Origin of the sequence: Pseudomonas sp. BN102 (assembly GCF_029871245.1) — a bacterium.
In the GTDB taxonomy this organism is placed as follows: domain Bacteria; phylum Pseudomonadota; class Gammaproteobacteria; order Pseudomonadales; family Pseudomonadaceae; genus Metapseudomonas.
This window is the reverse complement of record NZ_SSON01000025.1, coordinates 51,049-74,948: the sequence shown is the minus strand read 5'-3', so window position 1 is coordinate 74,948 and position 23,900 is coordinate 51,049. Positions and strand designations below refer to the sequence as shown.

At 66.8% G+C, this 23,900-nt stretch carries 20 protein-coding genes; 7 read left to right on the top strand and 13 right to left on the bottom strand.

Annotated elements, in window-relative coordinates; all coding sequences use genetic code 11:
- Positions 1–714: 714 nt before the first annotated feature.
- From tagQ to E8F12_RS03395, 13 genes are all read right to left on the bottom strand, one after another.
- Positions 715–1,599, bottom strand: coding sequence for a type VI secretion system-associated lipoprotein TagQ (gene tagQ, locus E8F12_RS03455; RefSeq protein WP_280323902.1), 885 nt, complete (start codon positions 1,597–1,599; stop codon positions 715–717).
- A 91-nt stretch (positions 1,600–1,690) separates the two neighbouring features.
- Positions 1,691–3,394, bottom strand: coding sequence for an SUMF1/EgtB/PvdO family nonheme iron enzyme (locus E8F12_RS03450; protein WP_280323901.1), 1,704 nt, complete (start codon positions 3,392–3,394; stop codon positions 1,691–1,693).
- On the bottom strand, positions 3,387–4,574 hold the full coding sequence (locus E8F12_RS03445; RefSeq protein ID WP_280323900.1) for an FtsX-like permease family protein: 1,188 nt from the start codon (positions 4,572–4,574) through the stop codon (positions 3,387–3,389). The genes E8F12_RS03450 and E8F12_RS03445 overlap by 8 nt, the downstream gene beginning before the upstream one ends.
- Positions 4,571–5,287: an ABC transporter ATP-binding protein gene (locus tag E8F12_RS03440; protein WP_280323899.1), complete on the bottom strand. Its 717-nt coding sequence runs from the start codon at positions 5,285–5,287 to the stop codon at positions 4,571–4,573. The genes E8F12_RS03445 and E8F12_RS03440 overlap by 4 nt, the downstream gene beginning before the upstream one ends.
- A gap of 48 nt (positions 5,288–5,335) precedes the next feature.
- Positions 5,336–8,395: a serine/threonine-protein kinase gene (locus E8F12_RS03435; RefSeq protein ID WP_280323898.1), complete on the bottom strand. Its 3,060-nt coding sequence runs from the start codon at positions 8,393–8,395 to the stop codon at positions 5,336–5,338.
- A 17-nt stretch (positions 8,396–8,412) separates the two neighbouring features.
- Complete coding sequence (locus E8F12_RS03430) at positions 8,413–9,138, bottom strand: protein phosphatase 2C domain-containing protein (protein WP_280323897.1); 726 nt, start codon at positions 9,136–9,138, stop codon at positions 8,413–8,415.
- Positions 9,138–9,821, bottom strand: coding sequence for a type VI secretion system-associated protein TagF (gene tagF / locus E8F12_RS03425; RefSeq protein ID WP_280323896.1), 684 nt, complete (start codon positions 9,819–9,821; stop codon positions 9,138–9,140). Before tagF ends, E8F12_RS03430 begins: the two co-directional genes overlap by 1 nt.
- Positions 9,818–13,330 carry a type VI secretion system membrane subunit TssM gene (gene tssM, locus E8F12_RS03420; protein WP_280323895.1) on the bottom strand — a complete coding sequence of 1,171 codons (3,513 nt, stop codon included), beginning with the start codon at positions 13,328–13,330 and terminating at the stop codon, positions 9,818–9,820. The genes tagF and tssM overlap by 4 nt, the downstream gene beginning before the upstream one ends.
- Positions 13,327–14,682 carry a DotU family type VI secretion system protein gene (locus E8F12_RS03415; protein WP_280323894.1) on the bottom strand — a complete coding sequence of 452 codons (1,356 nt, stop codon included), beginning with the start codon at positions 14,680–14,682 and terminating at the stop codon, positions 13,327–13,329. Before E8F12_RS03415 ends, tssM begins: the two co-directional genes overlap by 4 nt.
- A 4-nt stretch (positions 14,683–14,686) precedes the next feature.
- Positions 14,687–16,021: a type VI secretion system baseplate subunit TssK gene (gene tssK / locus E8F12_RS03410; protein ID WP_280323893.1), complete on the bottom strand. Its 1,335-nt coding sequence runs from the start codon at positions 16,019–16,021 to the stop codon at positions 14,687–14,689.
- Positions 16,022–16,040: 19 nt separating this feature from the next.
- Positions 16,041–16,502: a type VI secretion system lipoprotein TssJ gene (tssJ, locus tag E8F12_RS03405; RefSeq protein ID WP_280323892.1), complete on the bottom strand. Its 462-nt coding sequence runs from the start codon at positions 16,500–16,502 to the stop codon at positions 16,041–16,043.
- 116 nt (positions 16,503–16,618) lie between these two features.
- A complete protein-coding gene (gene tagH, locus E8F12_RS03400; RefSeq protein WP_280323905.1) occupies positions 16,619–18,034 on the bottom strand; it encodes a type VI secretion system-associated FHA domain protein TagH in 1,416 nt (471 codons plus the stop codon).
- A 39-nt stretch (positions 18,035–18,073) separates the two neighbouring features.
- A complete protein-coding gene (locus E8F12_RS03395; RefSeq protein ID WP_280323891.1) occupies positions 18,074–18,235 on the bottom strand; it encodes a hypothetical protein in 162 nt (53 codons plus the stop codon).
- A 169-nt stretch (positions 18,236–18,404) separates the two neighbouring features.
- Here E8F12_RS03395 and tssA point away from each other — a divergent pair, with 169 nt between their 5' ends.
- The 7 genes from tssA (at position 18,405) to E8F12_RS03360 (ending at position 23,900) form a co-directional block, all read left to right on the top strand.
- The gene (gene tssA, locus E8F12_RS03390) at positions 18,405–19,445 is read left to right on the top strand and encodes a type VI secretion system protein TssA (protein ID WP_280323890.1); all 1,041 of its coding nucleotides are present in this window, start codon (positions 18,405–18,407) and stop codon (positions 19,443–19,445) included.
- 72 nt (positions 19,446–19,517) lie between these two features.
- On the top strand, positions 19,518–20,033 hold the full coding sequence (gene tssB, locus E8F12_RS03385; RefSeq protein ID WP_280323889.1) for a type VI secretion system contractile sheath small subunit: 516 nt from the start codon (positions 19,518–19,520) through the stop codon (positions 20,031–20,033).
- Positions 20,034–20,047: 14 nt separating this feature from the next.
- The gene (tssC, locus tag E8F12_RS03380) at positions 20,048–21,544 is read left to right on the top strand and encodes a type VI secretion system contractile sheath large subunit (RefSeq protein ID WP_280323888.1); all 1,497 of its coding nucleotides are present in this window, start codon (positions 20,048–20,050) and stop codon (positions 21,542–21,544) included.
- Between the two features lie 73 nt (positions 21,545–21,617).
- Positions 21,618–22,106: a type VI secretion system tube protein Hcp gene (locus E8F12_RS03375; RefSeq protein ID WP_280323887.1), complete on the top strand. Its 489-nt coding sequence runs from the start codon at positions 21,618–21,620 to the stop codon at positions 22,104–22,106.
- 70 nt (positions 22,107–22,176) lie between these two features.
- Entirely contained in the window at positions 22,177–22,608 is a 432-nt protein-coding gene (locus tag E8F12_RS03370; protein ID WP_280323886.1) for a type VI secretion system amidase effector protein Tae4, read from the top strand.
- Positions 22,605–23,051 (top strand): hypothetical protein, encoded by a 447-nt coding sequence (locus E8F12_RS03365; RefSeq protein WP_280323885.1) that lies wholly within the window; start codon positions 22,605–22,607, stop codon positions 23,049–23,051. The genes E8F12_RS03370 and E8F12_RS03365 overlap by 4 nt, the downstream gene beginning before the upstream one ends.
- Positions 23,052–23,114: 63 nt before the next feature.
- A complete protein-coding gene (locus E8F12_RS03360; protein ID WP_280323884.1) occupies positions 23,115–23,900 on the top strand; it encodes a type VI secretion system accessory protein TagJ in 786 nt (261 codons plus the stop codon).

Here is a 23,900-nt window from a genome sequence, read left to right as displayed (position 1 = left end):
TCTCGTCAGCGGGAGGCGCATTCTACAGCGTTCAAAGCCGCTGTCAACACCTCCTGTTCCAGCCTCATTCGCCAGTGGCGAACCTTGCGAAGCGGAACCTTCCGACACCCTCGCCATTAGCTTAACTCATTGATTATCAAGGAGTTTTACTTGGCGACTGCGCCGGAAGAGGTGCGCATTATAGGGATGCCAAAACTGCCGTCAACACTTATTTGAAATCTTTCTGTCATCCGGGCTGCCTATATAAAGGAGGACTATAAAAGCCACCTCCCCTCTGCTACCGATTTCCAGCGGGAGGCAACTTCGTCGATGTTCAGGTATCCGACTCCTGGAACAGGCACTCCAAGCAGACCGACTACGAACCCATCCCCCATGGGGATGGGTCGTATAAGAGACGCCACAGTTCTCAGCCGTGAGCCCCATACCTGTCTTGAGCCCTGCGATCACTGAAGGTCGCGTTACCAGAGGTGCTCATCAGGAAAGGCCTTGTGCGATTCCCGTTTGCGGCACTGATCGCTGCCGTCCTGTGCGTCGGCGCAACCTACCCCCTGCAGTCCACCGCCGCGGAGGCAGCAGAGAAGGCTACCTCCGAATCCGGATCAAGGCCCAAACCTCAGGTTCCAGGCGTCTACCGATCCGACGTCGGCAAGGTCCTCATCAGCGCATTGAGCGACGGCACCTTGCCGCCTGATCTGCACCCCCTGCTGAAAGGCATCACACGCTGGAGCATTGCTCGGCGCCCCAGTCGCCAACGTCCGGGTTGTTGCAGGCACTGGAGATCATGCTGGTGCCACGGGAGGTCACCTGCTTGACCTGGCTGCGCTTGGTGTCGGCCTGTTGCAATTTGACCTCGGTGTCGACGGCTTCCTTCGGCACCTTCGCCGACGCCGGCTTGCTGGTCTTCGCCTTTGCCACCTGGGTGACGCTCTGGCGCTGCACGCCGATCTGCTGGAGGTCCTTCTCGTAGGCCTGGGTGTAGGTGTCGATGTTCTCACCCGCGCGGCCATCCACCGCCGTCATCAGGGCGTTGGTTTCCTTCAGGCCGCTGATGATTTCGGCGAAGCGCTTCTTGCCTTCCGCTTCGCTCATCTTGCCGGCCTTGTGCGCTGCCTGCAGTTTGGTGAATTCCCGTTGGTAGCAATCCTGCGCGGCCTTGGCGTAGGTGATGCTGCGGTCCATGTCGCCGACGCTGTTGTCGATGTCCGCCCCATAGGAGGCAATGCGCGCATGGTCGTCGGTGATCTGCTTCTGCCGCTCGGTGTAGTAGCCGACGGCGCCGCCGACCACCGCACCGGTGGCCGCGCCGATCAGGGCGTTGCGTGCGGCATGGTCGCCGCCGGTCAGGGCGCCGGTGAGGCCGCCCAGCAGGCCGCCGGTAACGGCGCCGGTAGCCACGGATTTCTGCATGGCGGCATCTGAACCGCGCAGGTGTTCGACTGGCTCATAGCAGCCCGGGTAGTACTCCGCGCGAGTGGTGGCCGCCACCTTGGAGCTGGTTCCGCCACTGATCGTGGTGCAGCCGCTGAGAAAGAGGGTGGTGCAGATGGCACCGAGGGCGAAACGACTGAAGGCAGACAAGGTGTTGCGATGACTTTCCATGGACGCTCTCTCCTTTCGAGTTGATTCCTGCTTCGGCCCCGCCGGCGGCGCCCTCCCGGCGCCGGACGGGACCCACACTTGCGCCCGCCCGTCAGGGAGCGAGCAATTCCTTCAGGATCGCCTCCGGCTCGGCGCGCTGTTCCTTGCGATATCGATCGATATGGCTGACGAACAGGGTGGCGCGCTTGACCAGGCTTTCGCCCAGTACCGGCTTGCGACTGAGTTCTTCCCGGGTACGCTGGAACTGCGCCTGGATGACTGCATCGGTATAACGTGTGCCGGTTGCCAGGTTGTCGATGTAGATCGCCACGGCGCCATTGAGGGCGCTGCGGCCATTGCTCATGGCGGTTTCGTAGAGCGTGGCGGCGACACTGTCCTTGGCCGTCTTGGCCTGTTGCAGGCTCTTCTTCAGGTTGGTCAGGCGGATGTTGTAGTTGTTGATGGTTTCCGCCACCAGCGCGGCCGACTGGATCAGGTTGCCGGCGGCCTCCTCCCGCTGGCGGGCGATCAGCGAGACGTTGCGCTTGAGTTCCTCGTTGACCAGCGACAGGCGCGCCTGCAGGTTCGGGTCGGTGCTGCCCTTGATGATGTCGTCGAGCAGCTTGGTCGGGTCCTGGGCGTCCTGGATCTCGTCGGTGAGCCCGCCCAGCCGCCCTTCGACCTGCCATTGCTCGAACAGCTCCTTGTAGCGCGAGCGCGGCGCCGACAGCGCGCCCAGTGCCACGCGCAAGCCGGTGGTTTCGTTGCGCTGCTCGCTGCCATCGGCGGCGAACAGCGGGTACTCCCGGCGCATGCCAGTGAACAGGGTCATCTCGCCTTCCAGGTAGTTGCCGCCCTTTACCACGAAGCCGCCGTAGGTGCCCTGGCGGCGCCCGGCGTGGACCAGCTGGAAGGGCTCCTCGACCATCTCGGCGGCGTTGCCGATCACGTCGAACAGGCCGATGGGATTGGGCTTCTTCAGCCCGACCGGGAGCAGCCGCGCCCCCTGGCCGGTGCCGCCGGCAACCTGGTTGAACACCGCCCAGTCGCCCAGCGGACCCTCGTTGTCGCTGCCGTCTACCTTGCGCGGGAACAGACGGGCTTCCAGTTCCTGGCGGCTCACCGCATGGGCACCGCGCGCAGCGAACTCCCACTCCACTTCGGTGGGCAAGCGAACGAAGCCCATGCCGCCTTCATCAATGCTGGTCTGGCGTCCGCTCACCGGCAGGCGGTCGCGGTGATGTTTCATCAGCCACGCGCTATAGGTCGCGGTGAAGCGCTCCGCCTCCAGGCGCGAGAGTTTCACCTTGGGCAGTCGCGCTTGCATGCCGGTGACCGGCGGTGCGCAGGCCGGCGGCTCGCCCTGCCCTTCCAGCGCCGCGGCCTGGGCCATGACCAGGTCGTATTGGCGCTGGGTCACCTCGTACTTGCCGACGAAATAGAACATCGGCTTGAGCAGGTTATCGGCCTCGGCCTTTGGCAGTTTCGGTTCGATGCGCGTTCGCCAGTCGGCCGGCAGGTCGTCCAGCACGAACTGGCCGCTGATGTAGTCGCGCCGGTAACCGGAAATGAAGGATTGCTGGTAGCCGGTTTCTCCCTCGCTGAAGGGTTGCCCCAGATTCACCTCGCGGTCGTCCAGCGTGCCCCGCGCCAGGATGTAGGCATAACGGAAGACCATTTCCCCCTCGCAGGGCAGCGGCAGGCTGACATCGTCCGCCAGCGGCTTGGGGTTGTCCGGCGTCGTGGTTTCTTCCGCCAGCGCGGACCCGCCCAGCAGGCTGAACAGGAGCAGGCTGTGAACGACAGGGCTAGACATCGCGCAATCCTTCCGAGGCTTCGATCCGCGCCGCGCGCCAGCCCCCCGACGCCGAGGCCAGCGCGCAACAGAGCAAGGTGGCCAGCAACGCCGCGAGGTAATGGCCGAACAGCAGGCGGCAGGCATATTCGCCGGCGCCCGTTTCGAACAGGCGGTTGAGGCCCATCTGCGCCACACCGTAGAGAGCTGAGGCCAGCAGGACGCCGAGCAGGCCGGTGTAGAGCGACTGCAACACGACGAAGGCGATCAGCGCCGCGGTGGAGAACCCCAGCAGGCGCAACACCGCCAGTGCCCGGCGCTTGCGCTCCACGGCCGCCAGGGTGCTGGCGGTCATCGCGGCGAATGCACCGAGCACCGCCAGGCCGGCGATGATCCAGAACACCAGCGCCAGGTTTCGGCTGAGGGAGCGAACCTGGGCAATCGCCGCCGCCTGGGTCGCCACGTCGAGGCCACGTTCGGCGAACAGCTGCCGCAGCCGTTCGACGCTGTCCAGGTCGCCGGCATAGAGCCGGAACCCCGGATAGACCCGAGCGGGATCAGGCGCCGGTCGATAGCCGGGCCAGCCCTTGCCGTCACGGTAATCTTCGACCGCCTCCAGCAGGCCCGGGCGGGAAAACAGCGCGTCACGGGGGAAGGCCTCCAGCGGCAGCACGCCCTTCACCCGCAGGCCGATGCGCTGGTACTCCTGCCGCCCGTTGCGCTGGCGGCCGAAGGCGGCGGTGAACGCATCACCGGCACGCAGGCCGAGCTTTTCCGCCGCCCGCTGGCTGAGGGTGACTTCGTCCTCTGCTTGCGGCAGCAGCCTGGGCGGAACCAGCGGATCGCCCTCGGCCGTCGGCAACATTTCCACGGTCAGCGCCTGGCCGTTGCCGTCCGCGTAGAGATCGGCGGTCGCGGCGATCTGGCGCGTGCGCGGCAGGGCGAAGGCCACGTCCTGGTGGGCCGCCAGTGCGTCGATGTCGCGGGCGCTGAAACGTCCGCCGGCCAGGGGGATGATCTCCCTCACACCGGGGTCGCGCTCGAGACGTTCGGTGAGAGTGGTGACCAGCCCGAACTTGAGGCCGAACAGCACCAACAGCGGCGCCAGCACCGCAACCAGCGCAAGTACCGCGCACAGCGACAGGCGCGCCTCGGCCCGGTAGTCGTGCCAGGCGAGCTGGACCATCAACCCCGGCTTCATGACGCCGGCTCCAGGGTCGCCGTCACCCCGCCGTCGTCGCCGGGCCACACCTGCAGTTCCCAGGGTTGCAGGCCGGCGCGCCGGGCCAGGCTCGCGTCATGGGTGGCCACCACTATGCAGACACCACGCTCTTCGGCCTGGGCCACCAACAAGCGCATGACCCGCTCGGCATTCAGCGGGTCCAGCGAGGCGGTGGGTTCGTCGGCGAGCACGATGGGCGGGTCGTGGGCCAGCGCCCGGGCGATGCCGACCCGCTGGCGCTGGCCCACGGACAGGGCCGAGGGTTTCTTGTGCAACTGGTCGGCGATGTCCAGCCGTTCCGCCAGGCGCTGCACGGCGGGCTCCGTCGGCAGCCCGAGCAAGGCGCGCGACAGACCGATATTGCGCGCCACATCGAGGAAGCCGAGCAGCCCGCCGGTCTGCAGCACGTAACCCACCAGTTGGCTGCGCAGATCGGCCAGGGCGCTCTGCCGGCCAGCGCGCCAGAGCGCGGCGATGTCATGGCGGTGACCGTTGGCGGTGAGTTCGATGCGGCTGCCCGGGTCCGGCGACAGCACCAGGGCCAGCAGGTCCAGCAGCGTGCTCTTGCCGCTGCCGCTGGGGCCGACCAGCGCCAGCCGCTGCCCAACCTCCAGGTCGAGCCGGGGGACCACCAGGCGGTAGCGCTGACGCCCTTCGCCGCGGGTCTTGCGCACATCCCTGAGCGTCAGCATCGGCACAGGCCCCGCCCGGACTTCTCTCGTCTCACCCTTCAGCTCCCCTCAAGGCAAAGTCGCCAGCGGCACGCGGTACAGCGCGTCGCCCGGCTGGGCATCGCCGAAACGCACCCAGTTGGCGATGTCGTTGTGGAAGGTTTCGTAGAGGCGGATCTTCGACTCCAGTTCGTCGATGAAGTCCTCCTGCTCCGCCACGCTGAGGGAAAGCCAGAGCTCTTGGGTCATGTTCAGCGACTTGCTGCGGTACGGCAGCCCTTCCAGGTATTCGCCAAGCACGCCGCTTTGCAGCAGGTTGCTGCCACGGGTCAGCCGGGTCGGGTCGCGGCTCATGTGGGCACTGGCGCTGGCGATTTCCTGGAAGAAGTCCTTAGGCGAGGTCTGGGTGCGCCGCGCGGCTTCGACTATCAGTTTCAGCGATTGCTGCAGCTCGTTGAGTTGCAGCTTGCTCAACAGGACGCAGACCTGGAAGGCTGGCAGCGATGAGTTGGTCAGATCCCGATCGGCGGTCCAGGCGGTCACCAGTTGCGGCGTCCGGGCGGCAGAACGGCGGCCGAGGAAGTCCATGTGCATGGCATAGCCCACCGCTGTGGTCTTGGCCGCGACGCTGGCGCCTTCTCGCAGTGGTGGCAGGCTGGGCAGGCGGTCGTTGCGCGCCTCATGAACGAGGTTGGCGATCACCGAGCCGATCTCCGTGACCGTGTCGCCGAAGCGGTCCACCCCGCCGTCGGCCACCGGCACATAGAGGTCGGCGATCTGTGGGTTGGAGTCGGCAGTCAGGCTGCGGTACTGCTGCTCGGCAAAGCCGTGATTGTTGCGCCCGGCCGGCGTGCGCAAGTGCAGGGCGAAGATGCGGATCTGCTTGGCCAGGGCGGCCTCACGCACCTCCGCCTCGTTCATCTGCGTGCGCCCCAGCGGGTCGTTCTTGCGCAGGGCGCCGGCGTCGGTGATCAGCAGGATCAGGCGTCCGGCATAGGGGGTCCAGTCCATGTTCTCCACCGCGTCCATCACCCCGGCAAAGGCGTCTTCGTTGAACGAGTGGCTGGAGACATCGGTGGCCCGGACCTGGCTGGCCAGTTCGACGAAGCGCCGCGGATCGCGCCCCTCTTCCAGGGTCACCAGGGTCTGCGTCACGTACTCCAGGCCCGGCGTCTTCTCCACGTTGCTGCGAAAGCCGACCAGGCCGAAGCTCACGCTGTCCAGGTCACCCTGGCTGGCGATCTGCTGCTGCAACCCCTGCACCACCCGGTTGACCCGGTCGATATAGGGCTGCATCGACACCGAGGTGTCCACCACCAGCACGATGCCGGTGCGGAAGTTGCCGCCGCCGGCGCTCGGCACACCGCCCTCGCCCTTGACCTGCGGCGCATCGCCGGGGTCGATGGACGCCACATTGAGCAGTTGCACGGGCTGGCCGCTGGCATCGAAGCTTTCCCGCGACTGGAAGATCGGCAGCAGGTAGAAGCTGTCCTGCGGAACGGCGCTGTCGCCGGGCTCCAGTGCCACGACCTGCGGAGCGGCCTGTTCGGTGCGCGCCTTGTGCAAGGTGTCGCGGGCCTGGGTGGGGTCAGCGAGCAGGCGCTCCACCGTCGCGGCGTCCTTGAGGAACATCACCGGCGAGCGGCCGGAGCGCTCGGTGAATTTCAGCACCAGGCTCTGCTTCCAGTCGCTGACCTGGTCGGCCGGCAGCCAGCCGTCGCGCTGGCCATCGCTGGAGGCGCCGACCTCGACCCAGGGGCGACCCTCCGCCTCCTTGCGCTGGTAGACATAGAACACCGAGAACGCCGGGATGGGTGCGCCATCGGCCGACGCGCCAGGCTCGCCGGCAAATCGCGCCCCAGGCTTGCTCAGCACACGCTGGAACAGGGTTTTCTTGCCGTCCATGAGTAGCGGACGATCCCCGCCATCGCTGGCCACCGCACCATCCGCCGGTGGCTGGGTGTCGTCCGTCGTCTGGGCCGAGCTGTCGCGATCGGTGTCCACCACGGGCTCGCTGCCCTCATCGGTCTGGGCGGTGTCCGGCTGCACCGGTGCGCCCGGGCGCAGGAACCAGTAACCCGCCCCACCCACGAGCACAACGCCGAGCAGCACCAGCGCGAGCACCACCGCCCAGGGCCTGCGCGACGGGCCGGGCGGGTCGCCTGCATGGTTGGCCGCAGGGTCCGGCACGCGCACCTCGGCAACGGTAGGATGCGGGACGGCGGTCTCCAATGCCGGCGTCACCCTGACCGGCTCCGGCTGCACGGCTACGGCCGAAAGCGCGGACAGATCGATCGGCCGGAGCTGTGTCGCCTCGTTGTCGCCCACCGGCACGGTGACGTTCAGGTTGTCCAGCGCGGCGATCAGGGCGTCGGCGTCGGCCAGACGGTCGGCCGGGTCCTTGGCCAACAGCTTGCGCAGGATGCCCTGGTAGCGGCCGTGATTGATCGGCAGTTCAGGCAGCGGCTCGGTGAGGTGGGCCAGGGCGGTGGAGAGCGAATCGGTGCCGCTGTAAGGCAGCTTGCCGGTGAGGATTTCGTAGAGCACCACGCCGAGCGCATAGAGGTCGGCGCGCCCATCGATCTGCTGGCCGCGCGCCTGCTCCGGGCTCATGTAGCTGGGTGTACCGACGGCGAAACCGGCCTGGGTGAACTGGGTGCGATCCTCCAGTGACTTGGCGATACCGAAGTCCGAGAGCACCGCCGAGCCGTTGGCGCGGAACAGGATGTTGGCCGGCTTCACGTCCCGGTGGACCAGCCCCTGGGCATGGGCATAGCCGAGCGCCGAGGCGATCTGGCGCAGCCAGAGGATGCCCTGTTCCGGCGTCACTCCCTCGGCGATGCGGTCCTTGAGCGTGCCGTTGGGCAGGTACTCCATGGCCATGTAGTAGTGATTACCGACATTGCCGATGTCATGGATGGTGACCGTATGCGGGTGGCTGAGCCGCGCCAGGGTCTTGCCCTCGCGCAGGAAGCGTTCGCAGAAGCTCCGGTCGGCGGCCAGGGCCGAGGCCATGACCTTCAGCGCCACCTTGCGCTCCAGCGAGCGCTGGGTCGCCAGATAGACGGTGGCCATCGCACCCTCGCCGAGCTCCCGCTCGATCTGGTACCCCGGAATTTCCATGTTCATGCTCGCTACTTCCATCATCAGGCCCTGACGACTACAGCGGTGATGTTGTCCGGCGCCCCGCGAGTCAGCCCCAGGTGAACCAGGCTGCGCACCATCTCGTAGGGCGCCGAGTAGCCCAGCACGACCCGCAGCTCGTCGTCCTTCACGGTCTTGTTCAGGCCGTCGCTGCACAGCAGGAAGCAATCGCCCTGCATTACCTCCAGCTCGACGCTGGCCAGTTCCAGCTGTTCCTGGGCGCCCACCGCGCGAGTGACCATGTTGGCCATCGGGTGCGCGGACGCTTCGGCTTCGCTGAGCAGGGTGCTGTCCACCAGTTCCTGGACGTAGCTGTGGTCATGGGTGATGACCTCCAGCAGGCCGTCGCGCAGGCGGTACAGGCGGCTGTCGCCGGCCCACAGGCAGATGGCCCGGTCGCCACGGGCAGCGAGCAGCACCAGGGTGCTGCCCATCATGTTCACCCCACGCCGCCGGGCCTCTTCCCGCACCGCCGCGTTGAGCCGTTCGAGCGCGACGCGAATGGCCTGGGCATAGGCGTGGAGGTCGGGCTCGGGTGGGATGCCGCGCAGGGTATCGACGATCAGGTTGCTGACGAAGTCGCCGGCGGCGTGCCCGCCCATGCCGTCCGCCACTACCCACAGACCGGCTTGCGCCGCGTCGAGGCAGGCGTCCTCGTTGACCTGGCGCACCATGCCGACATGGCTGTGGCTGGCGGATTCGTAATGGTTGATGGATATCGGCAGCATCAGAGGGTTCCAGTCTCGGGCTGAATGCATTCCGGGATCGGCGCCTGGCCGCCCCCTCCCACCAGGAAACCCACGAAACCCTGCGGCCCCGGCAGGCCGCGATAGCGCAGCAGCCCGGAAGGAATCCGCTCGGAGCCCCTGCCCCACCAGCAGCTGGCGCCCTCGCAGGCCAACTGGCACAGCGCAGCGCCACGGGCCTGCGGCGTGGTGGCAGCGGCATGCCGGCCCAGGTGCCAGGATGTCCCGGCGTTGCATGCCGGGCTACCGAGACGCGCCACTGCCGACGCGAACGCCTCGACCTCGGCGTCATCGCCAAGGGTCGAGAGCAGCAGTGCCTCGGCCCGTTCGTACCAGTCGTCCGGCCCGCTCACCAGGGCACCCAGATCGGTATCCGCCGGCAGCAGCAGCGCCACGGTCAGGGGGAAATAGCGCCCCACGCGGTCAACGCTGGGCATCATCACGCCGGTCACAGCCTCGCCGCCGAGCAGGCCGGGCGCCACGGTGAAGCGCCACAAGGGGCTGACCAGGTAGGCGTCCAGCCAGCCGGCACCCAGTTCCGCCCGGCTCGCCGCCATGCCCGCCGCCAGCCAGGCGTCCCAGGCCTCGATGAAGGCCGGCGGCAGGTCGCGGTGCATGAAGTCGCCGCGACCGGCCAGTTTTCCGTAGAAGCCGGGTGTCGTCATAGGCGCTCCGGCAGGCGGAAACCAGAGACCACCCGGCTGCGGAACGGGTTGAAGGCGCTGCTCGCGCGCAGTTCATAAGAGATGCTGGCGTTGTCGACGCGCATGCGCAGGGTGAAGCGGTCTGGCGAGCTGCCCGGGGTCAGGTCGGACTGCTCCAGCAGACGGAACCAGGCCCAGGGGCCTTCCAGGGTCATCCCCGAGCGGCCGCTGCTGGTGGGCGGCGTGACGGAAACCCGGACCATACCCAGGGCGTTGGGGCTGGGCCATTGCATCGCCACCGGCCGGCTCGGCCCGTGGTCGTAGCTGAGCTGCTGGCCGTCCAGATCGAGCATGAACTGGCTGATCGAGGCGTCCATGGTCACCGGCTTGAGCTCGAAGCGCACCGCCGGCTGGGTGCCGCCTGCGCGGAAGAAGGCATCGCGGATGTTCGCCGCGCGCTGGAAGGTCTGCAGCACGCCGGAACCGATGCCGAGTTTCTCCGCCGCGCCCGGCTGCCAGCGCCAGGTACTGGCGGAAGTGTCGACGTAGGGTTGCAGGTACTTGCGGAAGTAGCTGTCGAGCACGCCGCCCACGCCGAAGAAGTGGCCGAAGTCTTCCAGCGTCGCGTCGCGGCTGCTGGAACGATCGAGCGGATAGCGGCCGGACAGGGACTGCCGGTAGACGTTCACCACTTCGCTGACCCAGGCGGCATTCAACTGGTTGCGGATGCCGCCCATCATGCTGCTGGTGGTGGCGCTGACCACCGACTTGACCAGGTTCTGCACCACCGGTGGCTGGCGCTCGGCGTTGAGGGCCACCCGGGTCGCCGCGGCGGAGGCCTGGTTCTTCGCCTCGCCCAGCAGGGCGTCACCGCTGGCGCCGCTCATGCCGCTGACCTGCACGTAGAGCTCGTTGAGGTCGGCCAGCAGGCTGTCGATGGGCGCCGGCTCGTCGCCCTCCTTGGCCACCAGGCTGTTCAGTTCGGCGAAGCGTGCACTGATCGGGTCTTCGACTGTCGCCGGCCGGTTCTCGCCGGATTCGGCCTGCCCCACCAGGGAGCCGAGCTGCTGCTTGAGCTTGTCCACCGTGCCGTCCGCGTTCTTAGCCTTTTCCGCCAGCAGGCGTTCTTCCTGCTGCAGGTCGGTTTCCCTGGCCACGGCCACCAGCAGTTTCTTCAAGGGCGAACTCGGCCCGGACAGCACCCGCAGCACATCGGCGGCCTGGGCAACGTTGGTGATGGGCACGAAATCCAGGTCGGCGAGCAGCGCTTCCCAGTGGTTCAGGTAGTCCTGGAAGTAAAGCTGGCGCACGTCCACCGCCAGGCTGGCGGCGTCCTGTTCGTCGTCCAGGGTCCGGCCGAGCACCCATTGCTCTTCGGCCAGTGAGCCGGCCTGGGTCAGGCTGGCGGCGAGGAAGCCTTCGCGGTAGCCGCGCTGGGTGAAGAAACCGCTCAGCGGGTCGTTCAGCGGCCGCCCGCTCTTGCGCGTGAACACCAGCGGCGCGTCGCGGCCGGCGGCTTCGCTGACGCGGAAGTCCTTCACGCCATCCGGCAGTTTCTGCCGCTTCACTCGGTTGTAGACCCGTTGCGCCACCGACATCTGTTGCAACTGCCGGCGCTGGTCGGCGATCAGCGCCTCGTCCAGGCGGGCCGGCGGCGGCTTGCGCTCGAACAGCGCGTCGAGGTGCTCACCCAGCGCCTGGCGCTGCCCAGGCGCGAGATCGCGCGGCAGGCTCTGGTCCCAGTCGAGGTTGATCCAGGCCTTGATGAAGTCCGGGTCGTAATGCTCGGCGCTGGCGAGCATCAGGTAGGCCTTGAGCCCCTCGTAGAGAAAGTCCGGGCTGCCACCGTTGCGCAGCTGTTCCTCGATGCGGGTGAGCAGGCGCGGCGCGAGCACGGCGATCAGCAGCTTGCGGTAGACGCTGCTGGCCTCGGCTTCGAGCATATCGCCCTGGAACAACCCATAGCCCTCGGCCCAGGACGGCGGGTTGGCCGCCACGTTGCGGATCGCATTGAGCACCGGCAGCACGGCGAGCACGTCGCGCTGGGCCGGGCTGACGGACTCGACCCGTTCCTTCAGCGGCTTGACCCGCCCGTCCACGGCGGCGATGTAGTCCTGGTTGGCGCGGTAGCTGGCGATCCACACCAGGCAGACGGCGACGAACAGCACCGCCGTCGCCGCCAGCGCCCCGCGTGTCACCCACTTGCGCCGCCGCTCCACTTTCGGATTGCTGCCGACCAGCCCGCGCTCGCCAAAAGCCACGTCGCGGAACAGCCGTTCGATGAAGTAGCTGCGGCCGGTGCCGGTCTGCCGCGCCAGGTGCTGGCGGTCGAGGTTCATGCTCTGCGCCATGGCGCCGATCAGCCGGTCGATCGGGCTGCCTTCCTGGGTGCCGCTGGTGAAGTACAGGCCGCGCAGCAGCGGCCGTTCTTCATAGGGATTGGGCTTGAACACGTCGTCGAGGAAGCGGGTCAGGTTGTCGCGGATCGCCGCGAATTGCTGCGGAAAGCCGTAGATCAGGTCGCGCCGCGCCGGGTCGCGTTCCTGTTGCAGGCGCTCCACCAGACGCTCGGTGAGCCGCTGCTCGAGGGCGGCGAACTCCGCCGGGAAGGCCGCCAGCGGGCCTTGCGCGCTCTTGCCGTCGTCCAGGGCGAAGGTGGTGCCCCAGACCTGGGCGCGCTCTTCCTTGCTCAAGTTGTCGAAGAACTCCATGAAGCCCGGCACCAGGTCGAGCTTGGTGAGCATCACGTAGATCGGGAAACGCACTCCCAATTGGGCGTACAGCTCCTGCACCCGAGCGCGGATGGCCTGGGCGTGGGCGCCGCGCTCGGCGTCGCTGCCCAGCAGCAGATCGGACAGGCTGATGGCGATGAAAGCACCGTCGATGGGCCGGCGCTTGCGCTGGGTGCGCAGCAAGTCGAGAAAACCCAGCCAGGCGGCCTTGTCCACGGCGGCGTGGCTGTCCTGGGTGGTGTAGCGGCCGGCAGTGTCCAGCAGCACAGCTTCGTCGGTGAACCACCAGTCGCAGTTGCGCGTACCACCCACCCCACGAATGGCGCCGCTGCCCATCTGCGCGGCCAGGGGGAAGTTCAGCCCGGAATTGATCAGCGCGGTGGTCTTGCCCGAGCCGGGCGGGCCGATGATGACGTACCAGGGCAGTTCATACAGGTTGCGCCGCTCGCCGCCTCCCAGCCTGGCGCGCTTGAGCAGGGCCAGCGCCTCGTCCATGCGCTGCTTGAGCGTCGCCAGCTCTTCGGCCGTGGCGACGGTGGCCGCGTCCGGCGCCACGGCCACCAGCCCCTGCATGACTTTCGCCGCGTTGCGCCGCGCCTGGACGATGCGCAGCACACGGAAACCGATCCAGAGCACGAACACCAGGACGATCAGCACCCAGCGCACAGTCGCCGAGGCCAGGGGTTCGTACTCGCCAAAGGCGATCAGCGGACCGAGGAACCAGATGATCAGGCTGAGGGCGATCAGGCCGAGTACCGGCACTACCCAGCGGACGAGGAAATCGAAGAAAGCCTTCACTCGGCACCCTCCGCGAAAACACTTATTTCGACCCGACGGTTGCGGGCCCGTCCTTCGGCGGTGGCGTTGGACGCCACCGGCTCGCTGTCGCTGCGGCCTTCGGCGGTGAAGCGCGCAGGCTGGCCGGTGCGCGCGGCGAGGATGTCGAGCACCTGCTGGGCACGGTCCTGGGAGAGCTTCCAGTTCGACGGGTAGCGCAGTGTCCTGATCGGCCGGTTGTCGCTGTGGCCAGCTACCAGCACCTCGCCCTTGACCTTGCCGATGGCGTCGGCGATGCGCAGCAGCAGCGGCTGCAGGTCGTCGGCAATCGACGCGCTGCCGGAGGCGAACAGCTCGTCGCCACGGATGGTCACCACCGAGCGATCCTCCGCATCTTTCACGGCGACCCGCTGTGCTTGGACGTCCTCGGCGAGGAAGCCGGCCAGGCGTGGCCGCTCGATCAGCTTCGGCTGCACCGGTGGCCGGTCGATGGTCTGCACCGGGATTTCGCCCAGGGCATGGATGTTCCTGAACACCGGCTCGGCATCGGCGGCCAGCTTCAGGCGCAGGCCGAGCAGGAGCAACAGCAGCAGAGCGACGCACACGGCGAACCCGACCCAGGGCGGCAAGTACTGGGTGAGCCGGTCGCGGACCACCGTCAGCCCTCGCCAATGCGGCGACAGCTCGCGCTCGATCTCGCCGCGCACGCTGCGGATCGTCGCACCCGTGCGCTCACGCAGCGCGTCGAGCTGGCTGCGACCGTCGTTCATCACCCGGTAGCGGCCTTCGAAGCCCAGGCACATGCACAGGTACAGCAACTCCAGCAGGTGCAGGCGTCGCCGTGGGTCCTGCAAGCAGTGATCGAGCAACTGGAAGACCTTTTCGCCGCCCCAGGCCTCGTTGTGCAGGGTGATCAGCAGGCTCTGCTTGCCCCAGTCGCTGCCGCTGCCCCAGGGCGTGCTGAGCACGGCCTCGTCCAGCGCGGTGCAGAGCACGTAGCGGCTGAGCATCACTTCGTCCGGCGCTACCCCCGCCTCGCGCGCCTGCTCCTCGAACTGCCGCAGGTAGGCCAGCAACTGGGCGCGCAGGCTGGCAGGCATGGGGTGGGACAGCGTCCGGCGCAGCCGGGTGAGCAAGGCCAGCAGCGGGCCGGCGGCCCGCTCCAGCGGATTGAGGCCCTGGGCACGGACGATGCTCAGCGGCGCGCCGGGCATCTGCGGAGCGTTCCCGGCGGCCTGTCCGGAATCCGGCCGCGCCGGCTGCGGGTCGGGCGCTCGTCCGCCGGGACGGGGCATGATCATGGTGCGGTCGCTTCCGCCTCCCGAACCGCTGCCGACCGGCGCTCCGCCGAAGGGGTCATCTATCGGATGCATCGGACTACCCTCGAATGGCCCAGAAGGCCAGGTTCAGGCCGGGGAACTGACCGGCGACGTAGAAGGCGAAACCGCCCGAGTGGTTCAGTTGCTTCCAGTGGTCGCTGCCGCGATCCAGCTCGAAGTAGCTGGAGCCGGCGTGATAGGGAATCTGCCGCGGCGCGACGGGCATCGGCAGCAGCGCGATACCTGGCAGTTGCAGGTTCACCAGATCGCGGATGTGTTCCACCGAGCCCACTTTCGCCTGTTGCGGGAACAGGCTGCGCAGATGCTCGGCCGGCACGTCGGCGCGCACCACCAGGACGAAGCTGGCGGAGTCGATGAGGGTCCGGTCCGGCAGCATCGCCACATGCACGCCATAGGACTTCTCGACGATGGGAATCGGGATGGCACGGCTGTCGATCACCATCGACAGGGCCTGACGCAGGGCGAGCATCACCGGAGCGAAGCTGGCGGCGAGGTCGTCGTGCTGATAGACCGGGTACTCGGCCGGGCGCCGCTCGCCGGAGGAAAAGGTGCAGAACTCCCCTGCCAGCGCGACCAGCTCGCGGTAAAAGGACTCCGGATGCAACGGGCAGAGCCGGGCCAGGTGGGCGATCAGGGGCTCGGCGCGGTTGACCAGTTGCAGCAGGAGGAAATCGGCGATTTCCGAGGCGCCGCCGGCGCCCGAGGCCACCACCCGTCCAGCCAATGCCTCGCCGCGTTGATGCAGCAGGCCCTGCAACTCGTTGCGAAAGCCGGACAAGGTGGCCGACGCAGCCACGTCCAGCAGCGGCGGAATCCAGGTTTCGTCCAGTTGCAAGGCGCCGTCGGCGCGCTTCTCCACCACCCGCACCACACTCACACAGGCGTACTCGCCCAGGCCGTCCCTCTCGGTCAGCAGGCGCAAGGCGCGGGCTCCCACCGCCACTGGCGCGCGGCTCTCGAACGGGGCGTTGTCGTCACGCACTTCGCGGACCTGGCCGACATAGCGCGCGCCACCCAGCGGCTCGCCCTCGTCCGCCGTGTCGCGGGTGCCGGCGCGCTTGAGCGGCAGCGCCAGGTAGACCAGGCCGTCGCGCAGGCTGTCGTCGACTGCCAGCGGCGTGGGTGCCGGGTCGTCGCCGGGAATGTCGAACGGTGTACCGTCGGGCAGCACGCCGCGGGCGGAAAGGATCGCCAGCCGGCCCTGGCTCAGCAGCGCTTCATCGATGCGCAGCTCGGAGAAGCCCCAGCCACCGGCGATCAGGCTGCGGCAGCGGCCGTCGACCAGGGTTTCGAGGAAACGGTCGTGCTGCTGGAAGTGCTGGGGCCGGAGAAACATCCCCTCGGACCACACCACTCGGTTATTCCAGGACATGGTTGGACTCCCGGCTGGGCTATTTCTCTGGCGCGGGCGCGGCGGTCACGGCGCGGGCCCCGAGGGTGATGTCGAAGCGGCTCTGCTGGTTGGCCGGCACCTGGACGAGCTGCCGCCACACAGCGCTGTCCAGGTCGCGGTAGGCGACCACGATGCCGATCAGGCGCGTCGAGGGGTCGAGGGTCCGTTCCAACGCCTGCTTGTCGCCCGGCAGGAGCAGCAGCTCATCCTGCTCGACGAGATCGGCCGCGAGGGTGGCCTGGGGGGACTCGACCAGAGAGAAGTAGTCGGCGCGGCTGAACGCGGCGCCACTCTTCAGCTCAAAGAGCCGGACGCGGACGGGAGCCGCCTGGCCGCTGGTGGAGGGATTGAGATCGGCAGAAGCCTGGAACTGGAGCAATACCCGGGTCGCGGGAGGTTCGCTGGTCGCACAGGCAGTCAGTAATAACGCAGCCACTGTCATCCATAATGTCCTTGGCATGAATCCGTCCTCGATGACGCTTTATCCCGAATCAGCATAGACCGCTTGAACGCACCAACTTCAAACTAGCGACAAACTTACGCGATCCAATAAAGTGCCACCATTTTAATATCTCTCTAGTTGCGCCTCAGCTTGAGACTTTGCTCTTCATAGGCACGACTGAATTCGCGGCCGAACAGGTCCTGGAAGTCGTCCTCGGCCTCCTTGGAGATATTGGCGTAGAGCTCGGTGAACAACTCCCAATATTGCGCTTGCCGCCCTCCCGGCAATAAGCCAGCAAGTCCGGACGGTTTATTCAGGCGCGCTTCCAGTTCCGCCGGCTCGAACCGTTGCAACAACTGCTTGATGGCGGCCTGTACTCCGGCCATGACCGCCAGTTGGTGCGCCTTGAGGTCTTCGAAACTTTCGCCGATGGCCCGGTCCGGCGCCATGAAGGCCTGGTTGCCGTGACGCAGCAGGAGCAGCATGGCCTCGTCGACGTTCGGCGCGAATTTCAGCGGGTTGTTCTCCACCGGGCGGATCATGGTCTGAGCCATGCGGAATTCGCCTTTCAGGCTGGTGCGGGCCCGCAGCACGTCCAACAGCCCTTCCACCATGAGCCGGTAGCTGCGGCCGATGGCTTCCATCTGTGCCGCGGCTTCGGCGCGATCCACCGTCAGTTGGTCCATGCCGGCGCCACGCAGGAAGGCTTCCAGGGCCTCGCTGTCGCCGGCCGGTACGACGCTCCGCTCGCCTTGCGGCAGAGCTGCAGTGACCTTCGGCGGCGGCTCCGGGGAGACCGGCAGTGCCGCGACCGGCTCGCTCGGCACTGTCGGAGGGATAGCTTCCGCCGGCTGCAACGGCGAGAGAGCGACGCTCGACGCAGGCATACCCGGGTCGGCGAACGGGTCCCAGTCCATGGGAATCGCCGGCTGCTGGGAGGGTTCGGTGGAGATTGGGGGCTCAGGAAGCACGGGCTCCGGTGGCCGGAAATCATGACGGTCGGCCGGTACGTGATCGGGCCGGGGGGCCGGCGGTACCGGCGGCGCGGCGAGGAAATCGAACAGGTCAGGCTTGGTGTCGAGAGAGGAGCGCCCCTGGAAATGCGCGCTGGCCGGCACGTTAGGGGCCGCCGGCTGCGGCGCCGGGGCGATGTCAGGCGTGCCGGCCTGCCGGCTCATGAGGGCGTCGAAGCTGGTGAAGGGGTCGGCCGTCGCCATGCCCGGAGCCATGGCCTCGAACTGCACCAGGATCTCGTACTCGCCCAGGCGCAGCACTTCGCGGTCCTGCAGCGGCTCGCTGTTGCCGCGATGCATGCGCAGCCCGGAATTCACCAGCAGCACTCCATTGGTGCTGGTATCGGTCAGGTAGTAGGTCCCGTCGCGGAACTGGATGGTGCAGTGCTGGCTCGATACCAGACGCTCAGGATCGGGCAGCACCCAGTCGTTTTCCGTGCCCCGCCCAATCCTCAGCTCGCCTTGATCGAGCGTCATCTCCGCACACTGTCCCGGTGTGAGTTTGTGATAACTGGTAATAGTCAAACGCAGCGGCATTAAGGCTCCTTGCACTCCGCCAATGATGGCCATTAAATATCAAGCCAGCGCATCCAGTATAAACTTCGTAAAGGCATCGAGTGTCGTCCATTGAAGCATTGAGCGTTCTGCTTTTTTGGAATCGAACTTATAGCAAAACAAGATAAACACTTCTTTCCCATATGCCCTATCTTCTATCCCCTTGAACTTCTGGCGCCCCATCCGAGGCTTCTTGACAAGTTCGAATGGCGACCAAGAATTAGATCACTCTTACAAGCGGATTCACTGAAAGCGGCTTCGCCTGAACGCAATCCGAGGGACGCGGATTAATTCGTGCCCTTATTAAATTGGCACGCCGGTTTTATTCAGGTTGATATGGAGATCACCCGCTGTGGTGGACTTACCACTGTTGTTCACGGCTGTTAGCGCAGAATCCCCCTGTGGCGACGACCTGGAATACGATGCCTCCTTTCTCGAACTGGAGCGTGCCGCCCAGGGCCTGCCCGAGCGGCAGATGGGCGATGCCGTGCTGGCGGCCGAGCCACCCGAGTGGCGCAAGGTCCGCGACCTGGCCACGGGGTTGTTCGGGCGCAGCAAGGACCTGCGCATCGCCAACTACCTGGTGCAGAGCAGCGTCGCCCTGGATGGCCTGCCCGGCCTGAACCAAGGACTGACACTGATCCGCGAGCTGCTCGAACGCTACTGGGACGGGCTCTACCCCCGTCTGGACAGCGAAGACGACAACGACCCCACCTTCCGCCTCAACGCCCTGCGCGGCCTGATCGCCGATCGCCTGCTGCAATTGCTCCGCGATGCGCCGCTGGTGCGATCGCGCGCCTTCGGCACGGTCAGCCTCAGAGCCGCCCTGAATGCCGCCGGGCTGCAGCGTTTCGCCTCGGAAACCCTGAACCTGGAACAGGTCGCCGGCGCCTTCCAGAACAGCGAAGCCGAAGAACTGGCAAGCACCCGCGCGGCCCTCGCCGAAACCCAGGTTCAGCTGGTGTCCATCGAAAGCGCGGTGAGCGAGCGGGTCGGTGCGGCCGAGGGCATCGATCTCGCGCCGCTCAAGCAGCTGATCCGCCTGGCGTTGCAATTGATCGACGAACACGCACCGCAGGCGGACAGCGCGCCGGCCGGCATGCCCATTGGCGAGGCCGCCGCGAACGATCCGCCCACCCAGGGCGCCTCCAGTGCCGCCAGTCCGCCTGCCGCCCCCCGTGCTGCGGCGGACATCAGCAGCCGAGACGACGTGCTGAAAACCCTCGATCGCATCCTGGCCTATTACGCCCGCCACGAACCCTCCAGCCCGGTGCCCGTCCTGCTGACCCGCGCCAAGACGCTGGTGACCGCCGATTTCGCCGCCATCGTGCGCAACCTGATCCCGGACGGCATTTCGCAATTCGAAAACCTGCGAGGCCCCGGTTCCGAGTAGCGCAGGACGCTGCCGCCCCAGACCCGCTTTCCGACGCCAACCCAGCCGTAGAGGCTTTCAAGGAGGAGCAACATGGCTAGCACCAGCAGTCAGAAGTTCATCGCGCGCAACCGCGCACCCCGCGTCCAGATCGAGTACGACGTGGAACTCTACGGTGCGGAAAAGAAGGTCCAGCTGCCGTTCGTCATGGGGGTGATGGCGGACCTCGCCGGCAAACCGGCCGAACCGCTGCCGGCGGTCGCCGACCGCAAGTTCCTGGAAATCGACGTCGACAATTTCGACTCGCGCCTCAAGGCCATGAAGCCGCGCGTGGCCTTCAACGTACCGAACGCGCTGACCGGTGAAGGCAACCTGAGCCTGGATATCACCTTTGAGAGCATGGACGACTTCAGCCCGGCGGCCATCGCCCGCAAAGTCGATTCACTCAACCAGTTGCTGGAAGCCCGCACCCAGCTGGCCAACCTGCTGACCTACATGGACGGCAAGACCGGCGCCGAGGAAATGATCATGAAAGCGATCAAGGACCCGGCATTGCTGCAGGCGCTCGCCAGCGCGCCGAAGCCGACCGATCCCGAGCCGCAAGCCTGAGGAGCACCTGAATCATGGCCGAACCGATGAGCACCGAAGCGCTGCAGCCCGAAGCCGCAACCGAGCAGACCAGCGAGTTCGCATCCCTGCTGCTGCAGGAATTCAAACCCAAGACCGAACGTGCCCGCGAGGCGGTGGAAACCGCGGTACGCACCTTGGCCGAACAGGCGTTGTCGCGCACCGACCTGATCTCCAACGACGCGATCACCTCCATCGAGTCGATCATCGCCGCGATCGACGCCAAGCTGACCGCGCAGGTCAACCTGATCCTGCACCACGCGGACTTCCAGCAGCTGGAAAGCGCATGGCGCGGCCTGCACTACCTGGTGAACAACACCGAGACCGACGAGCAGCTGAAGATCCGCGTGATGAGCATCACCAAGGGCGAGCTGCACAAGACGCTGAAGAAATTCAAGGGGACCGCCTGGGACCAGAGCCCGGTCTTCAAGAAGATGTACGAGGAGGAGTACGGCCAGTTCGGCGGCGAGCCCTACGGCTGCCTGGTGGGCGACTACTACTTCGACCAGTCTCCGCCGGACGTGGAGCTGCTCGGCGAAATGTCGAAGGTCTGCGCGGCCATGCATGCGCCCTTCATCGCGGCGGCTTCGCCCACCGTGATGGGCATGGGTTCCTGGCAGGAACTGTCCAACCCGCGAGACCTGACCAAGATCTTCACCACCCCGGAATACGCGGCCTGGCGCTCCCTGCGCGAGTCGGAAGACTCCCGCTACATCGGCCTGACCATGCCGCGCTTCCTCGCCCGCCTGCCCTACGGTGCCAAGACCGACCCGGTGGACGCCTTCGCCTTCGAGGAAGAAACCACCGGCGCCGACAGCTCCAGGTACGCCTGGGCCAACTCGGCCTTCGCGATGGCGGTCAACATCAACCGCTCCTTCAAGCTCTATGGCTGGTGCTCGCGGATTCGCGGCGTGGAATCCGGCGGCGAAGTGCCTAACCTGCCGACCCACACCTTCCCCACCGACGACGGTGGCGTGGACATGAAGTGCCCCACCGAGATCGCCATTTCCGACCGCCGCGAAGCGGAGCTGGCGAAGAACGGCTTCATGCCGCTGCTGCACAAGAAGAACACCGACCTTGCCGCCTTCATCGGCGCCCAGTCGCTGCAGAAGCCGGCCGAGTACGACGACCCGGACGCCACCGCCAACGCCAACCTGGCGGCGCGCCTGCCCTACCTGTTCGCCACCTGCCGCTTCGCCCATTACTTGAAGTGCATAGTCCGCGACAAGATCGGCTCCTTCAAGGAGAAGGACGACATGCAGCGCTGGCTGCAGGACTGGATCCTCAACTACGTGGACGGCGACCCGGCGCACTCCACCGAGACCACCAAGGCCCAGCACCCGCTGGCCGCGGCCGAGGTAGTGGTGGAAGAAGTCGAGGGCAACCCCGGCTACTACAACTCGAAGTTCTTCCTGCGCCCGCACTACCAGCTGGAAGGGCTGACGGTGTCGCTGCGCCTGGTATCCAAGCTGCCGTCGGCCAAGGCGGCCTGACGGTTCACGACAAGCGTCCGCCACGGAGGCGGCCGACAGGGAAAGCAGTGGCGCGAGCCACTAAGGAGGCATGATGGCTGTTGATATGTTCATCAAGATCGGGGACGTCAAGGGCGAGGCCAGGGACAAGGCGCACGTCGACGAAATCGATGTCCTGGCCTGGAGCTGGGGCATGGCACAGTCCGGCTCGATGCACATGGGCGGGGGCGGCGGCGCCGGCAAGGTCAACATCAACGATCTGTCCTTCACCAAGTACGTCGACAAGGCGTCGCCCAACCTGATGATGGCCTGCTCCGGCGGCAAGCATTATCCCGAGGCGAAGCTGACGGTTCGCAAGGCAGGCGGCGACAGCCAGGTCGAGTACCTGGTGATCACCCTGAAGGAAGTCCTGGTGTCCTCGCTGAACACCGGCGGCAGTGGCGGCGAGGACCGCCTGACGGAGAACGTCAGCCTCAACTTCGCCCAGGTGCTGGTCGACTACCAACCGCAGAAGGCAGACGGCGCGAAGGACGGCGGGCCGATCAAGTACGGCTGGAACATCCGCGAAAACGTCAAGGTCTGAACCCGCCCTCCCCTGCGGCGACCGCCGCAGGGGACGCGGAACCTTGCCTGCCACGAACGGGAGCTTCGAAATGGCAACGCCGGCATTCATCAACCTCTGGAACAACTACCCGAGCGAGAACCACCCCTGCGACGGAGGCTGGGACAACCAGTGCGCGATCCGCATGAGCATCACCCTGAATGCCGAGCGCACCATTCACGTGGACCGCAACACCTACTCAGAACCCAAGTGCGGCCATGGCCATGCCCGTGGCGCCGAATCCCTCGCCAACTGGCTCTGGCGGCGCCACCTCGGGCGGCCGGCCATCTACACCGACGGTGCCGCGGCCAAGCGCACCCTCAGCGGCAAGACCGGGATCATCTTTTTCAAGGACTGCTTCACCCGCCAGGGCGAGAGCCGCGCAGTGGGCGACCACATCGACCTGTGGAACCGCGGCTTCACCAAGACCTACGACGACCCGGCGAACCTGTCCGCCCAGGTCTGGTTCTGGGAGCTGTCATGAAGCGCCCGCTCAACCTCCTGCTCTGCACCGCCCTGTGCATCGCCCTGCCCGCCTGCGCGCAATCCGGCGCCCCATCCGGCACAGATACCGCTACCCAGGCCAGGATCGGTGAACGGCAATTGGCACTGAAGGAACACGACGGCCGCTGCGCGCTGCTGGAGCCCGGCCAGGCCGGCCTGGACCTGCAACTCAAATGGCCCTGTCAGTTCCACCTCGACCGCGAGGGCGGGCTGCGCACGCGGCAGGTGGGCGAGAACCGCGTGCTGCTGGTGGAGAGCAGCGAAAAAGTGCCCGACAGCCAGGACTGCCGCACCGAAATCCAGGCGGTCCGGACCCACGGCAACGGCCTCGAAGCCTCGAAGGCGGTCAGCCGGGTGGCTGCCTGCCCGCCGTTCCAGTGGGACGAAAAAGTCTTCATCGGGCTATTCGAAACCCGCCCCTGATCTGCCTGGACCCTGCCTGAGCGGTGGCGACACCGACCGGGCGGACAACGAAAGGAAGCTGCGATGAATGCCGATGAACTGCTACGGGCCGGACGCATGGACGAAGCCCTCAACGCGCTCCAGGAGCAGGTGCGCAGCCAGCCGGGCAACGCCGACCTGCGGGTCTTCCTGTTCCAGTTGCTGGCCGTCATGGGGCAATGGTCGCGGGCGCAGAAACAGCTCACGGTGGCCGGCGAACTGGAGGCCAAGGCCCTGGCGATGGTGCAGATCTACCGCGCCGCGCTGGAATGCGAGGCGCTGCGTGCCGAGGTGTTCGTCGGCCGGCTGACCCCGGTGCTGCTCGGCGAGCCGGCGGATTGGGTCGCGCTGCTGGTCCAGGCCCTGCACCTCGACGGCGAAGGCAAGGACGAGGCCGCCGCCCGCCTGCGTGAACAGGCCTTCGAGGCGGCGCCCAGCGTGAGCGGACTGGCGAACGGCGAACCCTTCGCCTGGTTCGCCGATGCTGACCCGCGCCTCGGCCCGGTGCTGGAAGTGATAGTCAACGGCCGCTACGCCTGGCTGCCGATGCAGAACCTGCGCAGCCTCAAGACCGAAACGCCGGAAGACCTGCGCGACCTCGTCTGGCTGCCGGCCGAGCTGACCCTGGTCAACGGCGGCAACACGGTCGCGCTGATCCCCAGCCGCTACCCGGAAACTCCGACGCGGGGCGACGCCGCCGCGTGTCTCGCGCGCAAGACCGACTGGGCCGACGGCGAACGCCCGCTCGGGCAGCGCCTGTTCGCCACCGATAACGGCGACTACCCGTTGTTCGAGCTGCGCAGCCTGCAGTTCGACCCGGTGAGCGATTGA

What these genes read in the sequence shown, in the direction of transcription:
- tagQ (WP_280323902.1), bottom strand. Translation starts at nt 1,599, where the DNA reads ATGGAAAGTCATCGCAACACCTTGTCTGCCTTCAGTCGTTTCGCCCTC.
- E8F12_RS03450 (WP_280323901.1), bottom strand. Translation starts at nt 3,394, where the DNA reads ATGTCTAGCCCTGTCGTTCACAGCCTGCTCCTGTTCAGCCTGCTGGGC.
- E8F12_RS03445 (WP_280323900.1), bottom strand. Translation starts at nt 4,574, where the DNA reads ATGAAGCCGGGGTTGATGGTCCAGCTCGCCTGGCACGACTACCGGGCC.
- E8F12_RS03440 (WP_280323899.1), bottom strand. Translation starts at nt 5,287, where the DNA reads ATGCTGACGCTCAGGGATGTGCGCAAGACCCGCGGCGAAGGGCGTCAG.
- E8F12_RS03435 (WP_280323898.1), bottom strand. Translation starts at nt 8,395, where the DNA reads ATGAACATGGAAATTCCGGGGTACCAGATCGAGCGGGAGCTCGGCGAG.
- E8F12_RS03430 (WP_280323897.1), bottom strand. Translation starts at nt 9,138, where the DNA reads ATGCTGCCGATATCCATCAACCATTACGAATCCGCCAGCCACAGCCAT.
- tagF (WP_280323896.1), bottom strand. Translation starts at nt 9,821, where the DNA reads ATGACGACACCCGGCTTCTACGGAAAACTGGCCGGTCGCGGCGACTTC.
- E8F12_RS03415 (WP_280323894.1), bottom strand. Translation starts at nt 14,682, where the DNA reads ATGCATCCGATAGATGACCCCTTCGGCGGAGCGCCGGTCGGCAGCGGT.
- tssK (WP_280323893.1), bottom strand. Translation starts at nt 16,021, where the DNA reads ATGTCCTGGAATAACCGAGTGGTGTGGTCCGAGGGGATGTTTCTCCGG.
- tssJ (WP_280323892.1), bottom strand. Translation starts at nt 16,502, where the DNA reads ATGCCAAGGACATTATGGATGACAGTGGCTGCGTTATTACTGACTGCC.
- tagH (WP_280323905.1), bottom strand. Translation starts at nt 18,034, where the DNA reads ATGCCGCTGCGTTTGACTATTACCAGTTATCACAAACTCACACCGGGA.
- E8F12_RS03395 (WP_280323891.1), bottom strand. Translation starts at nt 18,235, where the DNA reads ATGGGGCGCCAGAAGTTCAAGGGGATAGAAGATAGGGCATATGGGAAA.
- tssB (WP_280323889.1), top strand. Translation starts at nt 19,518, where the DNA reads ATGGCTAGCACCAGCAGTCAGAAGTTCATCGCGCGCAACCGCGCACCC.
- tssC (WP_280323888.1), top strand. Translation starts at nt 20,048, where the DNA reads ATGGCCGAACCGATGAGCACCGAAGCGCTGCAGCCCGAAGCCGCAACC.
- E8F12_RS03375 (WP_280323887.1), top strand. Translation starts at nt 21,618, where the DNA reads ATGGCTGTTGATATGTTCATCAAGATCGGGGACGTCAAGGGCGAGGCC.
- E8F12_RS03370 (WP_280323886.1), top strand. Translation starts at nt 22,177, where the DNA reads ATGGCAACGCCGGCATTCATCAACCTCTGGAACAACTACCCGAGCGAG.
- E8F12_RS03365 (WP_280323885.1), top strand. Translation starts at nt 22,605, where the DNA reads ATGAAGCGCCCGCTCAACCTCCTGCTCTGCACCGCCCTGTGCATCGCC.
- E8F12_RS03360 (WP_280323884.1), top strand. Translation starts at nt 23,115, where the DNA reads ATGAATGCCGATGAACTGCTACGGGCCGGACGCATGGACGAAGCCCTC.